Source organism: Micromonospora sp. CA-111912 (genome assembly GCF_050948415.1).
Lineage (GTDB): Bacteria > Actinomycetota > Actinomycetes > Mycobacteriales > Micromonosporaceae > Micromonospora.
This window is the reverse complement of sequence record NZ_CP192007.1, coordinates 5371970-5390051: the sequence shown is the minus strand read 5'-3', so window position 1 is coordinate 5390051 and position 18082 is coordinate 5371970. Positions and strand designations below refer to the sequence as shown.

Sequence of the window (18082 nt, the reverse complement as noted above, 5' to 3'; positions counted from 1 at the left end):
TCCGGGTGGCCGCCGACCACCGGAGGTGCCCCCGGCGCCGCACGAGCGGTGGCTGCGGAACCGGCAGGGTTAATCCGGGTCAGCCGGGTATCCGTGCGGTCCAACGAAAAAGGGGGGGAAACATGTTGGGTCTCAAACGCCTCGGACTGCTCGCCGCCCTGGTGGTGGCCGGGCTGGTACCCGCGGCGGCGGCGCAGGCCGCGGCGCAGCCGTCGACGCAGGACACCCAGTACCTGCAGGCGCTGCACCAGGTGAACCTGGCGGAGATGGAAACCGGGAAGCTGGCGCAGGACAAGGGCCAGAACCAGCAGGTCAAGGACCTTGGTGCGCAGTTCGTCACGGACCACACCCAGCTGGACCAGACGGTGCAGAGCACCGCGCAGCAGCTCAACGTCCAGTTGCCGGACGCACCGACCGCCGACCAGCAGGAGGTCATCGACAGGCTGAAGAACCTCAGCGGCGCCGAGTTCGACAAGGCGTGGGTGACCGCCGAGCTGGCCGGCCACGTCCAGGCCATCCAGGCCACCCAGACCGAGATCTCGCAGGGCTCCGAGCAGTCGGTGGTCCAGCTGGCCCAGAACGCCCTGCCGGTGCTCCAGGCGCACTACGACGCGCTGGTGGCCCTGGCCCAGACCCTGGGCGTCCCGGTCCCGCAGACCAGCGCCAGCGGCACGCCCAGCCCGGGTGGCAGCGCCACGACGCCGGCCCCGGGCGGCACCACCGAGGCCCCGGCCCCGGGCGGCACCACCACCGAGTCGCCGGCCCCGGAGAACACCGAGACGCCGGTTCCGAGCGTGAGCTGACGTCGTAGCACCGCCGGTAGCCAGCCCACCGACCGGTGGGCTGGCCACCGCCGTGCGTGGGGGCGGGTCAGTCCGCGCTGGCCAGGCCGATGGCGAACGCCTCCTCCAGGTCGTGCCGGGAGTACGCCCGGAAGGCGATGTGCGACTCCGTGTCCAACACGCCGGGAACCTTGGAGATGCTGCCGGCGATCACCTGGGCGATCTCGTCGAACTCCCGGACCCGCACGACGGCGATCAGGTCGACGTGCCCGGCCACGGAGTAGACCTCGCTGACCCCGGGCAGGTTGGCCAGGTTCTCGGCCACCTCGGGGATCGAGTCGGTGGCGCAGTCGATCAGTACGATCGCGGTGATCACGGGTCCGCTCCTTCGTCGTGCGTCCACTCCCGCCGGTCGGCGTCGATCACCATGCTAGAGGCCGCCCGGCCCGCCCGGACCGGGACCGGCGGGCCGCAACGGGACGCTACCGGAGGGCCACCCTCAGCGGCGCGCGGCCGGAACGGTCAGGCCCCCCGGCGCGCGGACCACCCCGGTCAGGCACTCCCCGGCGGCCACCTCGGCGCCCGGCCAGAGGACCGACCGGGTCACCTCACCCCGCACCGTCGCCCCCGCGCCCACCACCGACTCCCGGCACCGACCGGTGACCGTGGCGCTCGGGTCGACCAGGTTGCCGCCGCCCGCGGCGTGCAGGTTCGCCGCCAGGTAGTCCGCCGGGGTGCCGGTGTCGTAGAAGGTGCCCCGGTACGGCACCACGGTCAGCGCCCCGGCCGCCTCGGCCGGCCGCCACACCGCCCGGACCAGGTCGCCCGGCTCGACGGGCAGGCCCCGCACCAGCCGCCAGGGCAGCAGCGAGAAGCCGACGAACCGGTGGCCGTCGAAGGTGCCGGGGGCGGCCGGATCGTCGGCGGGCCGGCCGAGCAGGCGCACGGTCTCGCCGTCCCAGCCGGCCAGCAGCGCGGCGACGTCCGGGCCCGGCGCGGCGGCCGGATCCGCCAGGTACGCGTCGGCGTTGCCGACCAGCACGCCCCGGCCGGCGATCCAGTCCCGCAGGTTCGCCACGCCGCCGGCCGTGCCGAGCGGGTCGCCGGGCTCGACCGACAGGTGGGCCCGGCCGCCGGCGTGCGCGACCACCTGGTCGCCGAGGTAGCAGGCGTTCACGGCGACCCGGGCCGGGCCGCTGAGGCCGAGCCCGGCCAGCCGGGCCAGCGCCCGATCCAACAGCGGGGTGTTGCCGACCGGGCAGAGCGCCTTGGGCAGCCGCTCGGTCAGCGGGCGCAGCCGGGTCCCCTCGCCCGCGGCGAGCACCACCGCGCAGATCTCCGGCCCGCCCCCGCTGGACGCCGGGGCCGTCACGCCGTCGGGCGGGGCGGCGGCACCTCGCCGGCCCGCGGCCCGATGCCGTAGTACCCGAGCAGGTTCGCCGTCGCCCGGCTCAGCCGGGGCAGGTCGTCCAGCGGGTGCCAGGCGGCCTCGTAGACCTCGGCACCGTCGACCTTCAGTTCCGTCGTCGAAGCCGGGACCTCGGTCTCGAAGACCACGTCCACCCAGCCCTTGGCGTGCACCAGCGCGTTCGGCACCGCCGGGCGGAGCCGGTCCGGGGCGAGCCGGACCCCGGACTCCTCGAACAGCTCGCGCGCCGCGCCGACGACCGGGTCCTCGCCGCGTTGCAGCAGCCCGGCCGGGAGCGTCCAACTGTGTCCCGGCGGCTGGCGCAGCAGCAGCAGGCGGCCGGGGCCGGCGGCTTCGGCGTCACGGACCAGGGTGACCGCCCCGACGATGTACTTCGGCGTGGCGAGCCGGACGAGCCGGCGCCGCACCGACACGGGCAGCCGGTAGAAGACCTGATAGGCGAAGGCCCGTCCAGTGGCGCGGGAGCGGGGGATCATGGGTCCAGGTTAGTGGCCGGCGGGGGCTGGGCCGGCCACCGGGGGGAGAACGGTCAGTGCCGATGGTCGACCAGGTCGATGAGCTGGAGCACCACCGCGTCGGGCTCGATGGCCCGGTCGAAGACCGCCACCAGCATGGTCTCCAGGTCCGGGTAGCCCAGTTCCTCCGACAGCCGCAGCAGCGGCAGGTCGTTGGCCAGCCCCCGGTTGTGCTTGCGCAGCGCCAGCCCGATGGTGGCCCGGCCGAGGCGGACCTTGTCGGCGATCGAGATGCCCGGCTCGGTGTGCTCGGCGAACCACCGGTTGATCTGCATCTGGGCGTGCGGTGACTTCACGAAGCCGAGCCACTCCTTGCGGGGGCCGCGCGGGGCGACGTCCGCCTCGAAGCCGGTCTCGGCGTCGGTCTCGGTGAAGATCTCCACCACGTCGCCCTCGTCCAGTTCGGAGGAGAGCGGGGCGAGCCGGCCGTTGATCCGGGCCGCCAGGCAGCGGTCGCCCCGGTCGGAGCCCAGCTCGTACGCCACGTCCACCGGGGTCGCCCCGGCGGGGAGGACCACCTGCCGGCCCTCGGTGACCACCTGGACCTGCGCCTCGGCGAGGTCACAGCGCAGCGACTGGAGGAACTGCGCCGGGTCCGCGGCCTCCTGCTCCCAGTCGAGCACCCGGCGCAGCCAGTCGAGCTGTTGGGCGCGGGCGGCGGCCCCGGCGGTGCGGGGGAACCGGAAGTCGGCGGCGATGCCGTACTCGGCGGCGCGGTGCATCTCCTCGGTGCGGATCAGCACCTCGACCGTGCGGTTCTTCGGGCCGCACACGCTGGTGTGCAGCGAGCGGTAGAGGTTGTTCTTGGGGGAGGCGATGAAGTCCTTGAACCGGCCGGGTGCGGGCCGCCAGAGGCCGTGCACCGCGCCGAGGGCCGCGTAGCAGTCGGTCGCCGGGCCGTCCACCACGATCACGATCCGGGGCAGGTCGTACGGGGTGCCGTGGCTGCCGGCGACGGTGTCCTTCCAGATCGAGTAGAGGTGCCGGGGGCGGGGGGCCACCTGCGCGTCGACCCGGCTGCGGCGCAGCGCCACCTTCACCTTGGCGACCACGTCGCCGAGGTACGTGTCCCAGCCGGGCCGGTCGTGCACGAACCGGGCGATCCGGGCGTGCTCGTCGGGCTCCAGGTGCAGCAGCACCACGTCGTCCAGCTCGCGTTTGAGGGTCTGGATGCCGAGCCGGTCGCAGAGCGGGACCAGCACCTCCAGCGTCTTGCGGGCGATGCGCTCCCGCGACGCGGCCGAGCGGACGCCGAGGGTACGCATGTTGTGCAGCCGGTCGGCCAGCTTGATGATCAGCACCCGGACGTCCTTGCCGGCCGCGATGATCATTTTCCGGGTGGTCTCCGCCTCGGCGGCCTTGCCGTAGAACGCCTTGTCGAACTTGGTCACCCCGTCGACCAGGTGGGCCACCTCGCCGCCGAAGTCCTCGGCCAGGGCCTGGAGGGTGTAGCGGGTGTCCTCCACCGTGTCGTGCAGCAGCGCGGCGACCAGGGTGATGGGGTCCATGCCCAGCTCCGCGCAGATCTGGGCGACCGCCAGCGGGTGGGTGATGTACGGCTCGCCGCTCTTGCGGAACTGGCCGCGGTGCATGTTCTCCGCGATCGTGTACGCCCGGCGCAGCACCGACGGGTCGGTGCCGGTGTGGATCGCCCGGTGGGTGCGGACGAGATGGGTGACCGGGTCTGTCTCGGCGCTCGGCCAGCTCAGCAACGACCGCAGCCGACGGGCCAGGGGAAGTTCGCCCGGCTGGGTCGGGAGCGCGCCCCCCAGGGCGGCGCCGTGTCCGGCGTCGACGTCCACGTGGGACACCTCCTAACCCCGGCTCCACGACAGCCGGGCACCGGCAACCGGGAGCAGGCCCACGAAACGGGCAGTACTGCACTTCCTTAACAGCCTAAGCGAGGCAGGGTCGTCCGATCGGTCACTTGGTCATGGGCGTTCGGTCGAGAGTTGGTGGGACGAGGCGACCTCGGCCTTGCTGAGCAGGTCACGGAAGCGGCCCGCCCCGGCAGCCGGGGACGACCAGCCGGAGGACATCTCCACCAGCCGGGTATCGGGTCGCTCCAGCCAGGACAGGATCCGCTCCGACTCCTCGGCGGAGGCCCGGGGCACCGGGCCGTGCCCGGGCGGGACCGTCTCGGCCGTCGCCCGGATCGCGTTCAGCGTCGGCCGCGGGTGGACGCCGGGCGGGGACACCCCGGCGCCGGCCAGCCGGCCGTGCCGGACCAGGGCCAGCTCCCAGCCGCCCCGGGCGGCCGGGCGGGCGGCGGCCAGCTCGGCGATGCCGGCCAGCGCGGCCAGCCGCTGCATCCGTACCGTCGCGCGCAGCACCGCGGCGAGCCGCGAGCGCGCCACGGCCGCCTCCTCGTACCGCTGGTCGGCCGCCAGCGCCTCGACCCGGGCCAGCAGGGCGTCCACCACGGACCCGGGGTCGCTGGCCGTGGCGGTGCGGAACGGCGCGACGGCGCGGTCGTCGTACTCCTGTGGGCTGATCCGGTGCTCGCAGGGCGCCGGACAGCGACCCAGCTCGGCCAGTGCGCAGGCCGGGGTGATCGTGCGCAGCGACAGCCGGTGCGTGCACTGGCGCAGCGGCACGGCGTCGTGGAAGCCGGCGGCGGCCAGGTCGGCCGCCCGCCGGGAGCTGAACGGCCCCAGGTAGGCCTCGTCACCGGGGGCCAGCGACCGGACCACCGACAACCGGGGGTACGGCCCGTCGGTGAGCCTGAGCCAGACCATCCGCTCGGGATACTTCGACCGCCGGTTGTACGGCGGCGCGTGCGCGCCGATCAGCCGCAGCTCGCGCACCTCCGCCTCCAGCGAGTGGGCGCACTCGACGGCCTCCACCCGCTCGGCGGCGGCGAGCATCTCGGAGATCCGGGCCCGCTTCTCGGCGGCGGTGAAGTAGCTGCGCACCCGGGTGGCGATGTCGCCCGAGGTGCCGATGTAGAGCGGCCGGTCGTCGGCGGCCCGGAAGATGTAGACCCCGGGCACCTTCGGCAGCCCGTCGGCGAGGTGCCGCTTGCGCCGCTGGGTCGGGGTGACCGCCCGGGCGAACTCGATCGCCTCGCCGACCGTGTCGACCCGGTGCCCGCCCAGCCGGGCGATCAGCCCGTGCAGCACGTCGACGGTGGCCTTGGCGTCGTCGAGGGCCCGGTGGGTGGGCTGGGTGGTGGTGCGGAAGTATGCCGCCAGGGTGCCCAGCTTGCGGTTGGGCACTTCGTCGCGGGTGAGCACCCGGCGAGCCAGCGCCGCGGTGTCCAGCACCCGGGGGTTGGGCCAGCGGTAGCCGTGCCGCGCGCAGGCCGCCTTGAGGAAGCCGACGTCGTAGGGGGCATTGTGGGCGACCAGCACCGCGTCGGCGATGAACTCCAGGAAGCTCGGCAGCACCTGCTCGATCGGCGGTGCGGGGATCAACATGGCCTGGGTGATCCCGGTCAGCACGGTGATGAACGGCGGGATCGGCACGCCCGGGTCGACCAGGCTGGCCAGCACCCCCAGCTCCTCGCCGCCGCGCACCTTGACCGCGCCGATCTCGGTGATCCCGCCGCCGTCCGGCGCGCCGCCGGTGGTCTCCAGGTCGACCACCACGAAGGTCGTCGCGTACAGCGGCAGGGCCGGGTCCACCCCGTCGCCGGCGGCCCGGTCCAGACCGGCCAGCGCCTGCTGGACGTACTCCTCTCGTGCCACCTGCGGCACGCTAGTCCGCGGGTGCGACACTCCCGCATCAGCGGCCCCAGACGTCATCACCGGTCTAGGATGAGAGATCGGCTCACCACCGGGCGGTGGGCCCGGTCGCGGTGGGAGACTTGCCACATGCCCCTCACCGAGCCTTACGACGACAACCTCCCGGGGGAGGTGTCGGCCGGTGCCATGCGCCACCCCGGTGAGGACTCCCCGGACACCGACCGCGAGCCCGACCTGCGGCGCGACCCCGACCCGTCGCGTCCCGACCTGACGGAGCCGCCCGCCGGGGAGCCGGAGCCGACACTGCCGGAGCCGGTACGCCAGCGGATCGTCGCGCTCACCGCCGCCGTGCTGCCGGTCCTGCCCGGCGACGAGGTGCCGGTGCCGCTGCGCCGGGTGGCCAAGTTCGCCCCCAACCGCCGGGCCCGGCTCGGCGCCTCGGTGATCGCCGCCCAGCTCGCCGCCGACCCGCTGTTCCGGCAGCGGATCACCACCCGGGTGCTCGCCGACGCCGGCGACCTCGGCGCCGCCGTGGTCGAGGGCACCGCCCCGGCCGCCGCCGACCCGGTCGAGGTGGCCGCCCTGGCGTATCTGGCCCGGCCCAGGGGCTGGCGCGATCTGATCGAGGCCAGCGGCGCGGCGGTGCGGGCCGAGGCGGACAAGGCCGTCGTCGACGAGCTGATACGCGAGGCCGAGCAGCGGGCCGGCCGGGCCGAGCACGAGCGGGCAGTGGCCCGGGTGGAGGCCGACAAGCTCCGCGACGAGCTGGCCCGGGTCCGCGAGGAGCTCGGCCAGCTCCGCGAGGAGAGCCGCCAGCTCGCCCGTACCCTGCGGGAGACCCAGGCCCGCGAGCGCAAGGCCGGCGAGTTGCTGGCCACCGAGCGGGGTCGGGCCACCCGGGCCGCGGCCGACGCGGACGCCGAGCTGCGCCGCGCCCGGGCCCGGCTGGCCGATGCCGAGGCGGCGGCCGGCGTGGCCCGGGTCAGCGCGAAGGAGGCCCGCTCGGTCGACGACGCGAGGCTGTGGTTGCTGCTGGAGACGATCGGGCAGGCCGCCGTCGGGCTGCGCCGCGAGCTGGCGCTGGACCCGGTCGAGCAGCTCCCCGCCGACTTCGTCGCCGACGCCTTCGCCGACCGGTCGGCGCCCACCCCGGCCGGCGCCGCCACCCGGGCCCGCGACACCGACGACCCGGCCCGCCTCGACCAGCTCCTCGCGCTGCCCAAGGCGCACCTGGTGGTCGACGGCTACAACGTGACCAAACGCGGCTTCGGCGAGATGTCCCTGGAACAGCAGCGCAAGCGGCTGATCACCGGGCTGGGCGGGATCGCGGCCCAAACCGGTGACGAGGTCACCGTCGTCTTCGACGGCGCGGAGCGGATGCACGGCCTGCCGCCCACCCCGCGCGGCGTGCGGGTGCTCTTCTCCCGCAAGGGCGAGACCGCCGACGAGCTGATCCGGCGGCTGGTCCGGGCCGAGCCGGCCGGCCGGCCGGTGGTGGTGGTCTCCTCCGACCGGGAGGTCGCCGACGGGGTACGCCGGCACGGCGCGTACCCGCTCGGCGCCGACTCGCTGCTGCGCCGGCTCGCCCGTTCCTGATCCGGGGCGCTTGCTCGGATCTGGGGCGTAGCGAGCCGGTTGTCCGGTTCTGTCGTACCCCTGCCGTAGCGTCGGGATGACCGACGGTGGCCGGCGGCGACGACGGCGACCTGGGCGACGACGTGGTCGGCCAGGTCGGTTCCGCCCGCCGCCGACGCATCGCTTCAGGAGGAACGATGCTGATCGACTGCGACAGGTGCGCGATCCGGGGCGCGGGCTGCTCCGGCTGCCTGGTGACCGCGTTGTTCGACGCCGACGGGCCCGGGGGCGAGCTCGGCGCCGCCGAGCAGCGGGCGATCGAGGTGTTCGCCCGGGCCGGCTTCGACGTCGAGGTGCTCCCGCCCGCCGAGCCCACCCGCCCGGCCCGTCCCCGCCCGGCCCGCCGCCGGGTGGCGTAACCGCCGCCCGCCGCCCGTCGGGGTGCGGGCTGTCGCGGCCCGGTCGGGCGACCGTCGCCGGCCGCCGCCCAGGAAGCCCCGCCTCCGCCGGGCCATAGGATGGGCGCTCACGGCGGGAGGAGTGGCATGACGCGGGTACGACGCGCCGGGGTGGCGGGATGACGCCACGCGGCTGGGCGGTGCTCACCCTCGCCGGGCTGGCCGTGGCGCTGCTCGTCGCCGGTGCCCTGCTGGTGCCGTGGCACCGGCCGCCGGCCCCGCGCGCCGACCAGCTCGCCGCGCTGCGGGACCTGCCCGTCGACCAGGTCGCCCACAGCCGGGAGTTCCGGGCCGCGCTGCGCCCCGCCGGCTGGGCCGGCCTCGCCCTCGGGTTGCTGGTGGCCGTGGCGCTCGGGCTGACCCCGCTGGGCAGTCGCCTCGTGGAGCTGGCAGGGCGCCCGTTCGGTGGAAACTGGATCGCCCAGGCGGTGCTCGGCGGGCTGGCCGTGGTGCTCGTCGCCGACCTGCTCACCCTGCCCCTCGCCGCCTGGCGGCAGACGATCCTCACCCGGTACGGCCTGAGCACCCAGGGCTGGGCCGGCTGGACGGCCGACCTGCTCAAGTCGTACGCGGTCAGCGCGGTGATCGGCGCGCTCGCGCTGCTCGGCTTCTACACCGTGACCCGGCTCGCCCCGCGCTGGTGGTGGGCGTTCGGCGCGGCCGGCGCGGCCGGGCTGGTGGTGCTGCTGTCGTTCGTGCTGCCGGTGCTGGTGGAGCCGGTGTTCAACCGGTTCACCCCGATGGAGCAGGGCCCGCTGCGCACCGAGCTGATGGGCATGGCGGCCCGCGACGGGGTGCCGGTGCGCGACGTGCTGGTCGCCGACGCGTCCCGGCGTACCCGCGCGGTCAACGCGTACGTCTCCGGGCTCGGGCCGACCCGCCGGGTCGTCGTCTACGACACCCTGCTGCGCGAGGCCACCCCGGCCGAGGTGACCAGCGTCGTCGCGCACGAGCTGGGGCACGCCAAGGACCGGGACGTGTGGACGGGCACGCTGACCGGGGCGCTGGGCGCCGCGCTGGCCGTGGTCGTGCTCTACCTGCTCGGCTCGGCCGGCCCGCTGCTGCGCCTGGCCGGCGTCGACTCGATCGCCGAGCCGCGCGCGTTCCCGCTGCTGATCGCGCTGGTCACGGTGGCCGGGCTGGTGACCGCCCCGGTCCAGGCGCTGGTGTCCCGCCGGGTCGAGGTCCGGGCCGACGCGCACGCCCTCGCCCTCACCGGCGACCCGGCGACCTTCGAGGCGATGCAGCGCCGCCTGGCCGGGGTGAACCTGGCCGATCCCGATCCACCCCGCTGGGAGTACCTCTACTCGGCGTCGCACCCGTCCACGGTCGAGCGGATGGCCGCCGCCCGCGCCTACGCCAGGGAGGCCGGCCGATGAGCCGCACGCTGCTGATCACCAACGACTTCCCGCCCCGTGCGGGCGGCATCCAGTCCTTCGTGCACAACCTCGCCGTCCGCCAGCCCACCGGATCCGTGGTGGTCTACGCGTCGAGCTGGCGGGGGGCGGAGAAGTTCGACGCCGACCAGCCGTTCGAGGTCGTCCGGGAGCGCACCCGGGTGCTGCTACCCACCCCGCTGGTCGCCCGCCGGGCAGCCCGGCTGGCCCGCGAGCACGACTGCGACACCGTCTGGTTCGGCGCGGCGGCCCCGCTCGGGCTGCTCGCCGCCGGGCTGCGCCGCCGCGCCGGCGTCCGCCGCGTGGTGGCCCTGACCCACGGGCACGAGGTGGGCTGGGCGGCTCTGCCCGTGGCCCGGTCCGCGCTGCGCCGGATCGGCCGGGGCGCGGACGTGGTGACGTACCTCGGCGATTACACCCGGGTCCGGCTGGAGCGGGCGCTGCACGGGGTGACCGAGCTGCACCGGCTGGCTCCCGGCGTGGACGTCGAGACGTATCACCCGTCGGTCGACGGGAAGCCGGTCCGGGACCGGCTCGGGCTGGCCGACCGGCCGGTGGTGGTCTGCGTCTCCCGGCTGGTGCCGCGCAAGGGCCAGGACATGCTGATCCGCGCCCTGCCGGCGATCCGCCGCCGGGTGCCGGACGCGGCGCTGCTGGTCGTCGGCGGTGGGCCGCACCGGGACACCCTGGAAAAGCTGGCCCGGCAGACGGGCGTCGAGCGGGACGTGGTCTTCACCGGCTCGGTGCCCTCGGCGGACCTGCCCGCCCACTACGCCGCCGGTGACGTCTACGCCATGCCCTGCCGCACCCGCAACCGTGGCCTGGATGTGGAAGGGCTCGGCATCGTCTACCTGGAGGCGTCCGCGGCCGGCCTGCCGGTGGTGGCGGGCGACTCGGGGGGTGCGCCCGACGCCGTCCGCGAGGGCGAGACCGGGTACGTCGTCTCCGGCCACGACGTCGCCCAGCTCGCCGACCGGGTGGCCACCCTGCTCGCCGACCGGGACCTGGCCCGGCAGCTCGGCGCAGCCGGCCGGGCCTGGGTGGAGCGGGAGTGGCGCTGGGAGACCCAGGCCGCCCGGATGGCCACCCTCCTCGCCGGCTGACCGCTGCCCTCGGCTGACCGCTGCCCTCGGCTGACCGCTGCCCTCGGCTGGTCGCCAACCGGTCAGGCCGATGTCCCGGTCGGGGGTCAGGTGGTCCAGGAGGACGGCGGCGGTGCGGGTCGGCCGAAGTGCCAGCCCTGGGCGGCGTCACAGCCGATGGCACGCAGCCGGTCGGCCTGCCCGGCGGTCTCCACCCCCTCGGCGGTGACGGTCAGGTCCAGCGCGTGCGCCAGCGAGACCAGCGAGGCGAGGATCCGCTCGTCGGTGCGGCTGGCCGGGTCGTCTGCGGGGGCCCGCAGCCCGGCCACGAAATCCCCGGCCACCTTCAGCTCGGTCACCGGCAGGTCCCGCAGGTACGCCAGGTTGCAGTAGCCGGTGCCGAAGTCGTCGATGGCGATCCGCACGCCGAGGTCGGCCAGCACCCGCAGGGCGCGCACCGGCTCCTCGACGGCGCTCATCATGGTGCTCTCGGTGACTTCCAGCTGGAGCCGCTCGGGCGGCAGGCCGGTGCGGTCGAGCACGGCGCGCACCAGGTGCACCAGGTCGGGCCGGTGCACCTGCCGCACCGCCAAATTGACGCTGACGAACGGCGCGGCACCTCCCGGCTCGGACCAGGTCGCCGCCTCCCGGCACGCCTCGGCGAGCACCCACCCGCCGAGCGGGACGATCAGCCCGGTCTCCTCGGCCAACCCGATGAAGCTGTCCGGGCGCAGCTCGCCGAGCGCGGGGTGCCGCCAGCGGACCAGGGCCTCGGCGCCGAGCACGGTGCCGTCGCACAGCGAGGTCAGCGGCTGGTAGTCCAGGTAGAACTCACCCCGCTCCAGCGCGGCAGGGATCGCCGCGGAGAGCGCGTACCGGGCCAGCTCCCGGCGGTTGCGGTCGGCGTCGTACAGCGACCAGCGGGCGCCCCCGGCGGCCTTGGCCCAGTGCAGCGTGGCGTCGGCGGCGCGCATCAGGTCGACGGGAGTGGTCCCGGCCACCGGGCGTTCGACGATGCCGATGCTCGCCGACACTGTCAGCTCGTGCCCGTCGACCAGGGCCGGCTCGCTGACCGCGGCGAGCGCCGCCTCGGCCACCTTCACCACGTCGTCGGTGCCGGCGGTCCGTTCGACCAGGATGACGAACTCGTCACCGCCGAGGCGGGCGACCAGATGCTCGTCGAGCGCCCGGCGCAGCCGGTCGGCGACCGAGACCAGCAGCCGGTCCCCGACCTGGTGGCCGAGGGAGTCGTTGACCACCTTGAAGCGGTCCAGGTCGAGGAAACACACCCCGACCCGGTCGGCGCCCCGGCCCGGGACGTCGATCGCGGCGGCGAGCCGCTCGGTGAACAGGGTGCGGTTGGGTAGGTCGGTCAGCGGGTCGTGGGTGGCCTGGTGCCGGAACCGGGCCTCGCTGTCGCGCAGCGCCTGCTCGGCCTGCGCCCGGGCCACCATCGCGGCCCGGCGGATGGACTCCTGCTCGTCCAGCGTGCGGCCCCGCAGCGCCCGGGCGTAGCCGGTGGCCACGGTGGCCAGCAGCCGGGCCAGCCGGTCCTCGACGTCCTCGCCGACCAGCCCCAGGTCGCGCAGCAGCCGGAGCTGCACGACCTCGACCGTGCGGCCCAGCCCTTCGGCGGAGGCGATGTGCGACTCGACCAGCTCCGCCCCGACCTGGTGGCCGACCCGCAGGTCGAACGGCTCAACCACCAACGCCTCGGCCAGCCGATCGGTGAACCGTTGCAGCAGCGCCTCCAACTGGGCCTGGGTCATCGGCAGGTAGCTGGTGCCGGAGACCGCCTTCGCCCAGGCCCGGGCGAAGGCCCCGGGGCGCGGGGTGAGGTGCCCCGGGTGCGGAGCGGGCGGCCCCGGATATGAGGCGAATGACCTCGGGCCCGCCGGGCCCACCTGGCCGTCGGACCGCTTACCCATCGAGCCGCCCGACGCCGCCCATGAAGACCGCCTGCTCGGCGTCCTCCGCGCTCTCCGGTGTCTCGGGGCGCCACTGTGGCACCCAGCCCACTCCCGGGTCGACCAGCTCGAAGCCGTCGAAGAGGGAGGTCAGCTCTGCCCGGCTGCGGATGAACAGCGGGTTGTCGGTGCGGCGGTAGACCGCCTCGGCCTCCGCGCGTTCCCCGGTGTTGTGTCGGTCCTCGTCGCTGGCCTGGGAGAGCACCAGGTAGCTGCCCGGCGCCAGCGCCTCGCGCAGCGTTCGCAGGATCTCCGCCGGCCGGTCGGAGTCCGGGACGAAGTGCAGCACCGCCACGATCATCACCGCGACCGGCTGCGACAGGTCCAGCATCCCGGTGACGTCGGGGTGGGTCAGGATCCGTTCGGGGTGGCGCAGGTCCTCCTGGACCACGGCGGTCCGGTTGTTGCCGCTGAGGATCTCCCGGCTGTGCGCCACCGCCACCGGGTCGACGTCGACGTAGACCACCCGGGAGGCGGGGTCGATCCGCTGGGCGATCTCGTGCACGTTGCCGACCGTCGGGATTCCGGAGCCGATGTCGAGGAACTGGCGGATCCCGGCCTCGGCGAGGAAGTGCACCGCCCGGCGCATGAACGCCCGGTTCGCCTGGGCCATCAGCGGCGCCTCGGGCACCGCGTCCACCATCGCCCGCGCGGCGGCGCGGTCGGCGGCGAAGTTGTGCGAGCCGCCGAGGTAGTAGTCGTACATGCGGGCCACGCTGGGACGTTCGATGTCGATGGTGTCGGGTGCCCAGTCCGGCCGCTGCATGCCCTACCCCTTTGTCAACGACGCGGAACACGTCGTCCCGCGCGGGTCATCCGGGTATTCTGCCCCGGCCGCCCCACGGGTGACCAGAGAGGGCCGCCCCCCGCCCGACCGGCCGGTCGGGCGGTCCCGTTGACCGGACCCACCGGCCGTCGCGGAACCCCCCGACCGGCGACTGCCGGTCGGACGGGGAAGCGGTCAGAACTTCGGGGCGTCCGGCGCCTCGAGCAGGCCGAGCCGCAGCGCCGTCATCAGCGCCTGCGCCCGGTTGGCCGCGCCCAGCTTCTCGTAGAGCTTCGAGATGTGGGTCTTGGCCGTCGACTCGCTGACGAAGAGCTGCTTGGCGATGCCCGCCACGCTCATGCCGTCGGCGAGCAGCCGCAGCACCTGGCCCTCCCGGGGGGAGAGCTGCGGACCGGACGGCGCGAGCCGCCGCTTCATCGCCTCGGCCAGGTCGGCCGCGGTGAACGCGCTCGGCGAGGAGGCGGCATGCCGGGCGGCGGCCACCACCTCGTCGGCCGGGGCCGTCTTGGGCACGAACGCGCTCGCCCCGGCCTCCAGGGCGCCGAAGAGCTGGTCGTCGCCGGCGTACATGGTGAGCACGACGATGCCCATCGAAGCGCTGGACTTGCGCAGCGCGCGGGTGGCCTCCAGGCCACTGCCGTCGGGCAGGCGCAGGTCCATGATCACCACGTCGGGCTGGAGGGCGCCGGCCTGCCGGACCCCTTCCGCCGCCGTGGCGGCCTCGCCGACGACCTCGAACTGCCGGTCCCGCTCGAAGGCGTGCCGCAGTCCCTTGCGGATCAGGTCGTGATCGTCGACAAGGAGGACCTTGGTGCGGGTCGCCGGTGTCGGGCTTGTGGTCATCCTCGGGTTACTCCCCTTCTGCTGCTGCGGCGTTGCCGCGCACCCTATCGCGCCGGGGCGACGAGCCGAGAACCACCGCCACCGTCGTGCCGCTGGGTTGCCGCGGCCTGATCTCCAACCGGCCCCGGATACGTTCCGCCCTCTCGGCCATGATCGCAAGACCGTAGTGCCCGTCCGGGCGCTGTTCGCCGATGCCGTGACCGTCATCCGACACTTCGATCTGCGCGTACGGCGGGTCCACCTCGCAGGTGACCCACAGGTTCGACGCCCCGGCGTGCTTGCGGGCGTTGGTGACCGCCTCCTGGGCGATGCGCAGGAGTTCCGCCTCGGTCGCGGCGGGCAGCCGGGCGGTCGACTCGTCCAGCGACAGGTGCACCCGCAGCCCACCGGACGCGCCGACGGTGCGAGCGTACTCGGCGATCGCGGCGGCCAGGCCACCCTGCCGGTCCACCTCGCTGCGCAGCTCGAACAGGCTCAGCCGCAGCTCGGTGATCACCCGGGTCACCTCATGGCGCAGCTGGCGCAGCGACTCGGCGGTCTCGTCGGCGTCCTCGAAGACGGTGGCCAGGGCGTTGTCGATGCCGTACCCGACCATGACCAGTTCCTGGGCGACCCCGTCGTGGATCTCCCGCGCCAGCCGCTGCCGCTCCTCGTTGGTGGCCAGCGAGCGCACCTCGTCGAAGAGCAGGGCGGCCTCCAGCCGCAGCGCGGCCGGGCGGGTCAGCGCCGTCACCCGGGACACCACCGGCGGCGGGTACGCCTGCGCGGCGTCCGCCTCCATCACCAGCATGCCGATCGTGCGGACGCCGGCGACCAGGGGCACGATCAGCGCCGACACGTCGCCGCCGGTGTGCGAGCGGGCCTGCGAGCGGCTCGCGGTCTGCGGCTGCTGGCTGGCCCAGGCGTCGGCGATCGCCGAGTCCGCGTCGAGCGTGGTCTCCCAGTCGACCCGGTCCACGCCCACCTGGGCGAGCACCACCAGCCGCCCGCCGCCGCTGGCCGAGAGCACCGCCGCCCGTTCGGCCCGGGCCACGGTGCGCAGCTCCTCCAGCAGGTGCTCGGAGATGCCGCCCGGGTCGAGGGTGGCACCGGGAAGCTGCCGGGCGACCGTGCGGAGCTGGGTCAGCAGCCGGGTGGCCTCGGCGTACGGCTGGGGCTTGCCCTCGCTGCGGACCCGCATCACCCGGTGCAGGGTGCCGGCCGTGTAGAGCCCGAGCCCGGCCAGGATCAGCCACTGGGCGCAGACCGCGAGGTACCCCGGCTGGCCGAGCTGGCGACCGCCGTCGACCCCGGTGAGCGCGGCGCTGATCAGCAGGGTGGCGGCGCAGACGGCGAGCAGCGCCGCGCCCTCGCGGAACCGGCGGCGCAGCGCGGTCACGGTCACCGGGACGGCGAGGTAGGCCAGCACGGCCGAGGCGCCCAGCCCGCCGGTGGCGCCGTCAAGCGTGGTGACGGCGGCGACCTGGCTGGCGGCCAGCCCCAGCACCACGACCTCGGCGAAGCGGCTGAGCGGGCCGAGCAGCCGGTGCTGTGGGGCCAGGACGGCGGGCAGGCCGGCGGCTCCCAGCAGGGCGATCCACCAGAGTTGCCCGACGTCGCGGGTCGCGAAGAAGGTGAGGACGGCCACCAGCGCGAGCATGACCAGGCGCGCGGCGGTGGCGAGCGGCTGCGTGGGCGGCCGGACGGGTGTCGAGGAGGCTGGCACGTGACGGATCGTAGTCAGCGCCGGTAGATGTCGGCGATTTCCGCCGCGTACGTCTTGTGCACGGCCTGCCGCTTGACCTTCAGCGACGGGGTGAGTTCGCCGGTGGCCTCGGTGAAGTCGTGCGGCAGGATGCGGAACACCTTGATCCCCTCGGCCTTGGAGACCGACTGGTTGGTCTGGTCGACCGCGCCCTGCACCTCGGCGCGCAGCGCCTCGTCCTCGCGCAGGTCGGCGACCGGGGTGGTCTCCGGGCGGCCGTGGGCGGCCAGCCACTTCGGCAGCGCCTCCTCGTCGATGGTGACCAGCGCGGAGATGAACGGCTGGCGGTCACCGACCACGACACACTGGCTGATCAGCGGGTGCGCCCGGACCTGGTCCTCCAGCATCGCCGGGGCGACGTTCTTGCCGCCGGCGGTCACGATGATCTCCTTCTTCCGGCCGGTGATGCTGAGGAAGCCGTCGTCGTCGAGCTTCCCCAGGTCCCCGGTGCGGAACCAGCCGTCCGCGCTGAGCGCCTCGGCGGTGGCCGCCTCGTTGCGCCAGTACCCCCGGAAGATCAGGTCGCCGGAGATCAGGATCTCGCCGTCGTCGTCGATCCGGACGGTCACGCCGGGCAGCGGGCGTCCGACGGTGCCGATCCGGGTGGCGTCGGGCAGGTTCGCGGCGGCGGCCGGGGAGGTCTCGGTGAGCCCGTACCCCTCGCAGATGGTCACTCCGATGCCCCGGAAGAAGTGGCCGAGCCGGGCGCCGAGCGGCGCGCCGCCGGAGATGGCGTCCCGGCACCGGCCGCCCAGGGCGGCGCGCAACTTGCGGTAGACCAGCTTGTCGAAGACCGCGTGCTGCGCGCGCAGCGCCAGGCCCGGCCCGCCCGGCTTGTCCAGGGCCTCGCTGTACGCGACCGCGACCTGCTCGGCCCGGTCGAAGATCTTTCCCTTGCCGTCGGCCTCGGCCTTCTGCCGGGCCCCGTTGTAGACCTTCTCGAAGACCCGGGGGACAGAGAGCACGAAGGTCGGCTTGAACTCCTGGAGCGCCCCGACGAGGTCCGTCGTGTCGGGGCAGTGCGCCATGGTGGCCCGCGCCTGCACCATGCCGATCTGGATGAGCCGGGCGAAGGCGTGCGCGAGCGGGAGGAACAGCAGGGTCGACGCGCCCGGCCGCAGGAACAGGTTCGGCAGTACGGGCACCGCGTTGGCGATGTCGGCGTACATGTTGCGGTGGGTCAGCACGCAGCCCTTGGGGCGGCCGGTGGTGCCGCTGGTGTAGATGATGGTCGCCACGTCGTCGGCCCGGACCGCCGTGCGGCGCCGGTCGATCTCCATCGGGTCGATCGGGGCGCCGGCGGCGACCAGTTCGCCGACCGCGCCCAGCTCGATCTGCCAGACCTGCGCCAGCTCGGGGAGCCGGTCCCGGACGCCGGCGACCAGGGTGGCGTGCGCGGTGCTCTCGACCACGACCGCGACCGCGCCGGAGTCCTCCAGGATCCAGGCGGCCTGCTCGGCGCTGGAGGTCTCGTAGATCGGCACGGTGACCGCGCCGGTCGCCCAGATCGCGTAGTCGAACAGGGTCCACTCGTACCGGGTGCGGCTCATCAGGGCGACCCGGTCGCCGGGGGACACGCCGGCCGCGACCAGCCCGCGGGCCACCGCGACCACCTCGTCGCGGAACTGCCGGCAGGTCATGTCCTCCCGGCCCGCGCCCGTCTCGCCGGCCGACGGGGCGGGGCGGACGAACTGCACCGCCTCCGGGGCCGCCTCGGCGTTGTCCCAGACCGGCTGGGTCAGGTTGGCCGAGTCGCCGACGGTGACGATCGGCGGAACGGAGAACTCGCGCACCTGCACTCCCTCGTGCTCGCACTG

15 protein-coding genes are annotated in these 18082 nt (G+C 74.7%); 5 read left to right on the top strand and 10 right to left on the bottom strand.

Features of this window, described 5'->3' with window-relative positions:
• Positions 1–122: 122 nt before the first annotated feature.
• Positions 123–803, top strand: a complete 681-nt coding sequence (locus tag ACQPZO_RS22205; protein WP_433343641.1) for a DUF4142 domain-containing protein — start codon at positions 123–125, stop codon at positions 801–803.
• Between the two features lie 67 nt (positions 804–870).
• Here ACQPZO_RS22205 and ACQPZO_RS22200 read toward each other — a convergent pair whose 3' ends face one another.
• The 5 genes from ACQPZO_RS22200 to ACQPZO_RS22180 form a co-directional block, all read right to left on the bottom strand.
• The gene (locus ACQPZO_RS22200) at positions 871–1158 is read right to left on the bottom strand and encodes an Lrp/AsnC family transcriptional regulator (protein WP_396670999.1); all 288 of its coding nucleotides are present in this window, start codon (positions 1156–1158) and stop codon (positions 871–873) included.
• Positions 1159–1281: 123 nt separating this feature from the next.
• Complete coding sequence (locus tag ACQPZO_RS22195; protein ID WP_433343639.1) at positions 1282–2154, bottom strand: sugar phosphate nucleotidyltransferase; 873 nt, start codon at positions 2152–2154, stop codon at positions 1282–1284.
• Positions 2151–2687, bottom strand: a complete 537-nt coding sequence (locus tag ACQPZO_RS22190; protein ID WP_433343637.1) for an NUDIX hydrolase — start codon at positions 2685–2687, stop codon at positions 2151–2153. The genes ACQPZO_RS22195 and ACQPZO_RS22190 overlap by 4 nt, the downstream gene beginning before the upstream one ends.
• 53 nt (positions 2688–2740) lie before the next feature.
• On the bottom strand, positions 2741–4528 hold the full coding sequence (locus tag ACQPZO_RS22185; protein ID WP_433343635.1) for a RelA/SpoT family protein: 1788 nt from the start codon (positions 4526–4528) through the stop codon (positions 2741–2743).
• A 129-nt stretch (positions 4529–4657) separates the two neighbouring features.
• Positions 4658–6415, bottom strand: a complete 1758-nt coding sequence (locus ACQPZO_RS22180) for a DEDD exonuclease domain-containing protein (protein ID WP_433343633.1) — start codon at positions 6413–6415, stop codon at positions 4658–4660.
• A 126-nt stretch (positions 6416–6541) separates the two neighbouring features.
• Here ACQPZO_RS22180 and ACQPZO_RS22175 point away from each other — a divergent pair, with 126 nt between their 5' ends.
• From ACQPZO_RS22175 to ACQPZO_RS22160, 4 genes are all read left to right on the top strand, one after another.
• The gene (locus ACQPZO_RS22175) at positions 6542–8008 is read left to right on the top strand and encodes an NYN domain-containing protein (RefSeq protein ID WP_433343631.1); all 1467 of its coding nucleotides are present in this window, start codon (positions 6542–6544) and stop codon (positions 8006–8008) included.
• A gap of 176 nt (positions 8009–8184) precedes the next feature.
• Positions 8185–8406, top strand: a complete 222-nt coding sequence (locus ACQPZO_RS22170; protein WP_433351157.1) for a hypothetical protein — start codon at positions 8185–8187, stop codon at positions 8404–8406.
• 158 nt (positions 8407–8564) lie between these two features.
• Complete coding sequence (locus tag ACQPZO_RS22165) at positions 8565–9824, top strand: M48 family metallopeptidase (RefSeq protein WP_433343629.1); 1260 nt, start codon at positions 8565–8567, stop codon at positions 9822–9824.
• Positions 9821–10945, top strand: coding sequence for a glycosyltransferase family 4 protein (locus ACQPZO_RS22160; protein WP_433343627.1), 1125 nt, complete (start codon positions 9821–9823; stop codon positions 10943–10945). Before ACQPZO_RS22165 ends, ACQPZO_RS22160 begins: the two co-directional genes overlap by 4 nt.
• 86 nt (positions 10946–11031) lie before the next feature.
• Here the strand turns inward: ACQPZO_RS22160 and ACQPZO_RS22155 are convergent, their stop codons facing one another.
• The 5 genes from ACQPZO_RS22155 to ACQPZO_RS22135 form a co-directional block, all read right to left on the bottom strand.
• The gene (locus ACQPZO_RS22155) at positions 11032–12693 is read right to left on the bottom strand and encodes a putative bifunctional diguanylate cyclase/phosphodiesterase (RefSeq protein WP_433351155.1); all 1662 of its coding nucleotides are present in this window, start codon (positions 12691–12693) and stop codon (positions 11032–11034) included.
• A 151-nt stretch (positions 12694–12844) separates the two neighbouring features.
• Entirely contained in the window at positions 12845–13657 is an 813-nt protein-coding gene (locus tag ACQPZO_RS22150) for an SAM-dependent methyltransferase (protein ID WP_433343626.1), read from the bottom strand.
• Between the two features lie 195 nt (positions 13658–13852).
• On the bottom strand, positions 13853–14521 hold the full coding sequence (locus ACQPZO_RS22145; protein WP_007072219.1) for a response regulator transcription factor: 669 nt from the start codon (positions 14519–14521) through the stop codon (positions 13853–13855).
• Between the two features lie 7 nt (positions 14522–14528).
• Positions 14529–16166, bottom strand: coding sequence for a sensor histidine kinase (locus ACQPZO_RS22140; protein ID WP_433351153.1), 1638 nt, complete (start codon positions 16164–16166; stop codon positions 14529–14531).
• Between the two features lie 74 nt (positions 16167–16240).
• Positions 16241–18058: an AMP-dependent synthetase/ligase gene (locus tag ACQPZO_RS22135; RefSeq protein ID WP_433343624.1), complete on the bottom strand. Its 1818-nt coding sequence runs from the start codon at positions 18056–18058 to the stop codon at positions 16241–16243.
• Positions 18059–18082: the final 24 nt, after the last annotated feature.

Excerpts from the sequence above, each read along its gene's own strand:
- ACQPZO_RS22170 (WP_433351157.1), top strand. The coding sequence starts at position 8,185 with ATGCTGATCGACTGCGACAGGTGCGCGATCCGGGGCGCGGGCTGCTCC.
- ACQPZO_RS22175 (WP_433343631.1), top strand. The coding sequence starts at position 6,542 with ATGCCCCTCACCGAGCCTTACGACGACAACCTCCCGGGGGAGGTGTCG.
- ACQPZO_RS22150 (WP_433343626.1), bottom strand. The coding sequence starts at position 13,657 with ATGCAGCGGCCGGACTGGGCACCCGACACCATCGACATCGAACGTCCC.
- ACQPZO_RS22165 (WP_433343629.1), top strand. The coding sequence starts at position 8,565 with ATGACGCCACGCGGCTGGGCGGTGCTCACCCTCGCCGGGCTGGCCGTG.
- ACQPZO_RS22205 (WP_433343641.1), top strand. The coding sequence starts at position 123 with ATGTTGGGTCTCAAACGCCTCGGACTGCTCGCCGCCCTGGTGGTGGCC.
- ACQPZO_RS22155 (WP_433351155.1), bottom strand. The coding sequence starts at position 12,693 with ATGACCCAGGCCCAGTTGGAGGCGCTGCTGCAACGGTTCACCGATCGG.
- ACQPZO_RS22190 (WP_433343637.1), bottom strand. The coding sequence starts at position 2,687 with ATGATCCCCCGCTCCCGCGCCACTGGACGGGCCTTCGCCTATCAGGTC.
- ACQPZO_RS22160 (WP_433343627.1), top strand. The coding sequence starts at position 9,821 with ATGAGCCGCACGCTGCTGATCACCAACGACTTCCCGCCCCGTGCGGGC.
- ACQPZO_RS22145 (WP_007072219.1), bottom strand. The coding sequence starts at position 14,521 with ATGACCACAAGCCCGACACCGGCGACCCGCACCAAGGTCCTCCTTGTC.